A 7,712-nucleotide genomic window follows, 5' to 3' on the forward strand; every position below is an offset into this window, starting at 1 on the left:
GCCGCTTTTTCTCCCTCTCCCCTCTGGGGAGAGGGCTGGGATGAGGGGTGGGGCTCGCGAAATTCCTTCCTACCTCTGTAGGAGCGCACCCAGTGCGCGACCGCAGCGTGGCGATGCTCCTTTGCCTTCCGGTCGCGACCACCGCGAATCGAGGCAACCCTGTCAGTCCGCGGTCGCGCACAGGGTGCGCTCCCACAACGAACCGCAGCCATGGCATCGCGACGCGATGTGCCGCTCCGCGGCACGAGCCTTCAACCTTCCCCTGTGGGGCGGTGAGGGGTGGACGATCAGGCCCCGCAGGGGTGCCCGACAGGACGTCGGGCACTTTTCGTCCGGGCAGGAGCCCGGTCGAAAAGCCCGGCCGCCCCTCACGCACTGGCTGGGCGAAGCCCAGCCAGCGCCACGCGGGGTGCCTTTCTCTTTGGTTACTTTCTCTTGGGCAAGCAAGAGAAAGTGACCCGGGCCGCGGCAGCGGCCCGGAAGCCCGCGGCAGGCGAGCAAGGTCGCAGAAGCCCGGCAACGACAGCACCAGAAATCTTCATGCATCGAAACGACGATGCGCAGACCGGCGCGAAAGGCTATCGCGCACAGGATATGCCCCTGCAGGAAAACGGCGTTATCGCGTTGCCTCGGCGATGTTCTTCAACTCCACCGGCCGCGCCGCATACCTGCGCGCCAGCACCGCGCAGGTCATCAATTGGATCTGGTGGAACAGCATGATCGGCAGCACGATCGCGCCGAGCGGATGGCCCGCGAACAATACCTTCGCCATCGGCACGCCGCTGGCGAGGCTTTTCTTCGATCCGCAGAACACGATGGTGATTTCGTCGGCACGCTTGAATCCCAGCAAGCGCGCCCCGTAACGCGTCGCGAGCAGGGCCAGCGCCAATAGCACGGCATTCACCACCAGCAGGCCGCCCAGCACGGGCAATGGCATCTGCTTCCACAAGCCCTGCAACACCGCTGCGCTGAAAGCGGTGTAGACCACCAGCAGGATCGAGCCCTGGTCCACGTAGGAAAGCATGGCGCGGCGGCGCTCCACCCAGCGCCCGATCCAGCGCTGCGCGACCTGGCCGGCCACGAAGGGCACCAGCAGCTGCAACACGATGGCGCCCACGGCGTTCCAGCTCATGCCGGCCTGCCCGTGCGACTCCAGCAACACGCCGACCAGGAGTGGCGTGATGAAGATGCCGAGCAGGCTGGAGGCCGATGCGGCACAGATGGCGGCAGGAATGTTTCCGCGCGCCATCGAGGTGAAGGCAATCGACGATTGCACCGTTGAAGGCAGCGTGCAGAGAAACAGCACGCCCAGATACAGGTCGGGCGTCACGAGCGGTGACAATACCGGTCGCAGCAGCACGCCGAGCAACGGAAACAACACGAACGTGCTGGCCAACACGGTAAGGTGCAGGCGCCAGTGCGTCATGCCCGCGACCACCGCTTCGCGCGACAGCTTCGCGCCGTGCAGGAAGAACAGCAGCGCGATCGCCAGGTCGGTCAGCACATTGAACGCGCCTGCCGCCGCGCCACGGCACGGCAGCACGCTGGCGAGCGCCACCGTGACGATCAGGGCGCAGGTAAAGCGGTCGGGAAGGAAGCGGCGCAGGAACATGGCGGATGGCGAGCGGACGAAGCGGGAACGCTATTGGACCCCCGCCCCATTGATTATTCAAATCGTATTATCTGATTCATTGATATGATTTGATTATGAATATCAGCCTGCGCCAGCTTCGTGCCTTTCTCGCCGTGGCCCGGCAGCAGCATTTCCGCCGCGCCGCCGAGAGCCTGCACCTGAGCCAGCCGGCCGTCAGTCGGCACATTGCCGAGCTGGAAAGCGAGCTGGGCCTCAAGCTGTTCGACCGCAATACGCGCGAGGTCGTACCCACCGAGGCCGGCCGCTACTTGGAGAGCGCCATCGGCCGCGTGCTCGATGAACTCGAAGGCGTGCTCGCCCACGTGCACTCGGAAAGCGAGCGCCGCCGCGGCAAGGTGCACGTCGCCTCGGTGCCCACGCTTTCCGCCGGACTGATGCCGCAATGCATCGCCGAGTGCACGCGCCGCTATCCCGAGCTCGTCATCCAACTGCACGACCAGGCGCAGACGATGGTGCTGGACAGCGTGCGCGGCGGCGAGGTGGATTTCGGCCTGGCGATCGAGCCGCCCGATACCGGCGAATTCGACAGCGAGCTCGTCCTGCACGATCCGTTCGTGCTGGTGTGCCGTCCCGACCACCCGCTGGCCGCGCTGGACCGCGTGCCCTGGCGCAAACTGCAGGGACAGCCACTGATCCTGCTCGACTACTCCTCGGGCAGCCGGCGATTGATCGACCAGGTGTTCGCACGCCGTGGCGTTGAACCGACCGTGCTGCAGCAGACGGGCCACACGCATACGGCCTTTCGCATGGTCGAGGCGGGATTGGGCATCAGCGTGAGTCCGGCGCTGTCGCCACCGCCCGCCACGCTGGTGACACGACCGTTGACGCCGCAGGAGCATCGCGACGTGGTGCTGCTCAAGCGCAGGCAGCGCTCGTTGTCGCCGCTCGCGGCGGTGGTGTGGCAGGCCTTGAAGGGGCTTGCGGTGCGGCGCTGACCGCCGGTCATGGAGGCATGTGGCGTTGCGGTCGCGCACTGGGTGCGCTCCCACAGTCACGGTGCAGTATCGGCGGATGTCTTCCGTGGGAGCGCCCTGTGCGTGGCGGGCCGGCCTTACCGGCATGCCGCGGGGCGGCGGTCGCGCACTGGGTGCGCTCCTACAACGCTTTTGGGCGCGCGGCGCTTTATACACACCGTTGAACACGCGCCGTTTAGCCTTCTGCTTTTGCCGAGGAGCCGCCCATGCGCTATGAGCTTTATTACTGGACCGGGATCCAGGGCCGCGGCGAGTTCGTGCGGCTGGCGCTGGAAGACGCGGGTGCGCCATACACCGACGTCGCGCGCGAACAAGGCGACCAGGCGATCATGCCCTTCCTGCGTGGCCAGCGGCCAGGCGCGCAGCCGTTCGCGCCACCGTTCCTGCGTGCCGGCCGCCAGGTGATCGCGCAGACGGCCAATATCCTCGCCTTCCTCGCGCCTCGCCATGGCCTGGTGCCCGCATCGGCCGCCAGCCAAAGCTATGCCCTGCAGCTTCAGCTCACCATCACCGACATCGTGGCCGAGGCGCACGACACGCATCATCCGATAGCCGTCGACAAGTATTACGAAGAGCAACGACCGGCGGCGCGCCAACGCGCCGCCTCCTTCTGCGGGGAACGCATGCCGAAGTTCCTCGGCTATTTCGAACATATCCTCGAACGCAACGACGGACGCCACGCGCTGGGCCGGCGCCACTCCTATGTGGATCTTTCACTGTTCCAGCTGATGGCCGGCCTGGAGTACGCCTTTCCACGCACCATGAAAGGCCTGCGCCGCCGCACCACGCATCTGCGCGCGCTCAGCGAGCGCGTGGCCGACCGACCGCGCGTTGCGGCCTATCTCGCATCGCCCCGACGACTGGCGTTCAATGAAGACGGCATCTTCCGCCACTATCCCGAGCTTGACGAGGCCTGACGCGCGAGCGCCTAGAACACCGCGATCACGATGGCGCCAGCCACGATGAGGCCGCCACCGATCACCAGCGGCCAGCTCAGCGATTCGCCGAGCAGCAGTACGCCGAGCACGATGGCGATGGCCACGCTCAGCTTGTCGATCGGCGCGACCTTGCTCACCGGCCCCAGCTGCAGCGCGCGGTAGTAGCACAGCCACGAAAGGCCCGTGGCGATGCCCGACAACACCAGGAACACCCAGCTGCTCGCGGGCAGGCCGGTCGGCTTTACCCACTCGCTGCGCAGGCTGAGGATGCCGGCCGTCACCAGCAGGATCACGATGGTGCGGATGAAGGTGGCGAGATTGGAATTGATGCCCGCCACGCCCAGCTTGCCGAACAGTGCGGTGAGCGCGGCGAAGAACGCCGAACCCAGCGCGAAGAGCAGCCAGCTCTCGCGCAGGTTCATGCTGGTACTCCGGCGAGCGGGCCCAATGGCGTGGCCTATTTGCCGCCGTCCTGGTCTTCGGCGGACTTGCTCTTGCCCCACTCGATGACCTTGTACATCACCGGCTTCACCGGCTCGCCCGCCTGGTTGGTCCACGCGCCCTTCTGGTCGACCATGTAGGTCTGCGTGATGCCGGCGCGCGACGTCACCACGACCATGTAGAGCTGGCCGCTGCGACGGTATTCCTGGATGGTCTGGTCGCCCTCGGTGTGCACGGTGACCTGCGGCGGCGCCTCGCCACGTGCGTCGCGCGGCTGCGATGACGCCGAAGAGGTGGCCGGCTGGCTCAGCGTCGCCGAGGTGTCGGCGGAGGGCGCTGGCGACGACGGTTTGGCTGCCGGTGTGGGTGCCGGCGGTGCGACGGCCTTAACGCCCGGGTCGTTCATCCCCGGCGGCGGCGGCGCGGGTGGGAACTGGTTGGCCGACTGGGCCAGCGCACTCGATGCGACCGCCATACCAAGCACAACAAGCCACGTGACAGATTTCATATGACGGCCTCCTTGTAGGGTGTGGAGCATAGCAGCGGGCACCGATGCGGCTCGTGAATCGGGATCCTGCGACGGAGCCGCGTTCAACGGCCCGACCGTGCGCCAGCCGCCAAGGCAGACAACGTCCCCCGCCATGGGTTTCCCCATTCCCGCGCCGCCAGAACGGCGCCTGTCACCCCGTGCGACAATCCCCCTCATGCCCAAGCTCATCCTCATCGACGGTTCGTCCTATCTCTACCGCGCCTTCCACGCGTTGCCGCCACTCAGCAATTCGCAGGGCGAGCCGACCGGCGCCCTGTTCGGCATCGTCAACATGCTGCGCGCCACGCTCAAGGCCAAGCCCGACTACGTCGCCTTCGTCAGTGACGCGCCGGGCCCCACCTTCCGCAACGCGATGTACGAGCTGTACAAGGCGAACCGCCCGCCGATGCCGGACGACCTGCGTGCGCAGGTCGAGCCGATGCTCGCCATCGTGAGCGCACTGGGCTTTCCGATCCTGCGCGTGGATGGCGTGGAGGCGGACGACGTGATCGGCACGCTGACCGAAGAGGCCTGCGCGCAAGGCATCGAGGTGGAGATCTCCACCTCGGACAAGGATCTCGCGCAACTCGTGCGTCCCGGCGTGCAGCTGGTCAACACGATGACCAACACCACCACCGACACCGCCGGCGTGGTCGACAAGTTCGGCGTGCAGCCGTCGCAGATCATCGATTTCCTCACGCTCACCGGCGACACCGTCGACAACGTGCCCGGCGTACCCAAGTGCGGCCCGAAGACGGCGGCGAAGTGGCTGGCCGAGTACGGCAACCTCGACAACCTGATGGCCAACGCCGACAAGATCGGCGGCAAGATCGGCGAGAGCCTGCGCGCGGCGCTGCCGCAGCTGCCCTTGTCGCGCCAGTTGGTGACGATCAAGACCGACGTGTCCCTGGAGCTGCCCGTCACCGCGCTCAGGCAGCGCGACAAGCACGTGGAAGAACTGCGCGAACTGTTCAAGCGCTATGAATTCAAGGCGGCGCTCAAGGACCTGGAAGCCGAAGCCACCGCATCGTCCACGGAAGCTGCCGCGCCCGAGCCGCCTTCCAGCATGCCGGCCCCGGCCGTCGTGGAGCTGGAAGCGGACATTCCCGCGTTGAACATGCAGGGCCGGTACGAACTCGTCACCACGCAGGCACAGCTCGACCAGTGGTTGGCGAAGATCGCCGGCGCGCCGCTTATCGCGTTCGATACCGAGACCACCTCGATCGATTCGATGCAGGCCGACATCGTCGGCCTCAGCCTGTCGGTGGAACCGGGATACGCCTGTTACGTGCCGCTGACCCACGATTACCCGGGCGCGCCGGCGCAGTTGCCGCGCGACCACGTGCTCGCCGCCTTGAAGCCCTTCTTCGAAGACCCCGACCGCCCCAAGCTCGGCCAGCACGCCAAGTACGACATCAACATCCTGTCCCATTACGGCATCGTCGTGCAGGGGCTCAAGCACGACTCCATGCTGGAGTCCTACGTGTGGAACGCGACCGCCACGCGCCACGACATGGATTCGCTGGCCAGGAAGTACATCGGCTACGAAACCATCAAGTACGAGGAAGTCGCCGGCAAGGGCGCCAAGCAGATCCCGTTCTCGCAAGTGGACGTCGATACCGCGTGTCGCTACGCCGCCGAAGACGCCGACATCACGCTGCGCCTGCATCACGCGCTGTGGCCCAAGCTGGAAAGCGAACCCACGCTGCGTTCGGTATACGAGAACATCGAGATACCGCTGGTGCCCGTGCTCGCCGCGATGGAACAGCGCGGCGTGCTGATCGATGTCGGCAACCTGCGCACGCAGAGCCAGCAGCTCGGCAAGCGCATGCTGGAGCTGCAGCAGGAAGCCTGGAAGGGACTCGGCCGCGAATTCAGCCTCGACTCGCCCAAGCAGTTGCAGGCCATCCTGTTCGACGAGCTCGGCCTGCCCGCCAAACTGAAGACGCCGACCGGCCAGCCGTCCACCAACGAGGAGGCGCTGGAGGCGATTGCCGACGATCATCCGCTGCCGCGACTGATCCTGGACTACCGCGGCCTCGCCAAGCTGCGTTCCACCTATACCGACAAGCTGGCGGAGATCGTCAATCCGCGTACCGGGCGCGTGCACACCAGCTACCACCAGGGTGCCGTGGCGACGGGCCGCGTGTCCTCCTCCGACCCGAACCTGCAGAACATCCCGGTGCGCACCGAGGAAGGCCGTCGCATCCGCCAGGCTTTCGTGGCGCCGGATGGCTGGGTGGTGCTGGCGGCGGACTATTCGCAGATCGAACTGCGCATCATGGCGCATCTCTCGGGCGACGAAGGCCTGCTCAAGGCGTTCCAGGAAGGTGGCGACGTCCATCGCGCCACCGCCGCCGAGGTGTTCGGCCTCGCACCCGAGGAAGTGAGCGCGAACCAGCGCCGTGCCGCCAAGGCGATCAACTTCGGCCTGATGTACGGCATGAGCGCCTTCGGCCTGGCCCGCCAGCTCGGCGTCGACCGCGGCGAAGCCAGCGACTACATGGCGCGCTACTTCGCCCGCTATCCCGGCGTGCACGCCTTCATGGACACCACCCGCCAGCAGGCCCACCGCGACGGCTACGTGGAAACCCTGTTCGGCCGCCGCCTGTACCTGGAAAACCTCACCTCCCGCAACCAGGCCCTGCGGGCCGGCGCCGAGCGCGCCGCGGTGAACGCCCCGATGCAGGGCACCGCGGCCGACATCATCAAGCGCGCGATGATCTCGGTGCACGCCTGGCTGGGCCAACGCAATGACGATGCGCACATGCTGATGCAGGTGCACGACGAACTGGTGTTCGAGGTGCGCAAGGACGCGGTGGAGGAGGTCCGGGCCGGGGTTATCGAACGCATGTCCGGCGCGGCGCAGCTGTCGGTGCCGTTGCTGGTGGAGGCCGGCGTAGGCGCCAATTGGGATGAGGCGCACTAGGCGCCCTTCCCGGGCTGGGCGAAGGTGGCCGCGACATAACGCATGCCTCCGTCTCGCCACTGTAGGAGCGCACCCTGTGCGCGACAGCCTTTCGCGCCGGTCTTGATTGCCGTCTCATCGGCATAGTCGTTATGCCCTGATTGTCGCGTTATCGCGACTGCGCTCGCCTGCGACCGCAGGAAGCCCCTGCGGGGTCGCGGGCTTACGGACCGCTGCCGCAAGCCCAGGTCACTTTCTCTGCGTGGCG

General features: G+C 66.6%; 6 protein-coding genes. 3 read left to right on the forward strand and 3 right to left on the reverse strand.

What is annotated here, in order from left to right:
* Nucleotides 1-616 precede the first annotated feature (616 nt).
* Complete coding sequence (locus JMF82_RS21180; RefSeq protein WP_201316507.1) at nt 617-1,612, reverse strand: bile acid:sodium symporter family protein; 996 nt, start codon at nt 1,610-1,612, stop codon at nt 617-619.
* 95 nt (nt 1,613-1,707) lie between these two features.
* Between JMF82_RS21180 and JMF82_RS21185 the strand changes: the two genes are divergently transcribed.
* The gene (locus JMF82_RS21185) at nt 1,708-2,589 is read left to right on the forward strand and encodes a LysR family transcriptional regulator (protein WP_201316508.1); all 882 of its coding nucleotides are present in this window, start codon (nt 1,708-1,710) and stop codon (nt 2,587-2,589) included.
* Between the two features lie 245 nt (nt 2,590-2,834).
* Nucleotides 2,835-3,545, forward strand: a complete 711-nt coding sequence (locus JMF82_RS21190; protein ID WP_201316509.1) for a glutathione S-transferase — start codon at nt 2,835-2,837, stop codon at nt 3,543-3,545.
* 11 nt (nt 3,546-3,556) lie between these two features.
* Here JMF82_RS21190 and JMF82_RS21195 read toward each other — a convergent pair whose 3' ends face one another.
* Both JMF82_RS21195 and JMF82_RS21200 read right to left on the reverse strand, forming a co-directional pair.
* The gene (locus tag JMF82_RS21195) at nt 3,557-3,988 is read right to left on the reverse strand and encodes an EamA family transporter (protein ID WP_201316510.1); all 432 of its coding nucleotides are present in this window, start codon (nt 3,986-3,988) and stop codon (nt 3,557-3,559) included.
* 35 nt (nt 3,989-4,023) lie between these two features.
* Nucleotides 4,024-4,515, reverse strand: a complete 492-nt coding sequence (locus tag JMF82_RS21200) for a DUF2782 domain-containing protein (protein WP_236585617.1) — start codon at nt 4,513-4,515, stop codon at nt 4,024-4,026.
* A 196-nt stretch (nt 4,516-4,711) separates the two neighbouring features.
* Between JMF82_RS21200 and polA the strand changes: the two genes are divergently transcribed.
* Nucleotides 4,712-7,465: a DNA polymerase I gene (gene polA / locus JMF82_RS21205; protein ID WP_201316511.1), complete on the forward strand. Its 2,754-nt coding sequence runs from the start codon at nt 4,712-4,714 to the stop codon at nt 7,463-7,465.
* Nucleotides 7,466-7,712 lie beyond the last annotated feature (247 nt).

Source organism: Dyella sp. EPa41, assembly GCF_016586165.1.
GTDB lineage: Bacteria > Pseudomonadota > Gammaproteobacteria > Xanthomonadales > Rhodanobacteraceae > Dyella.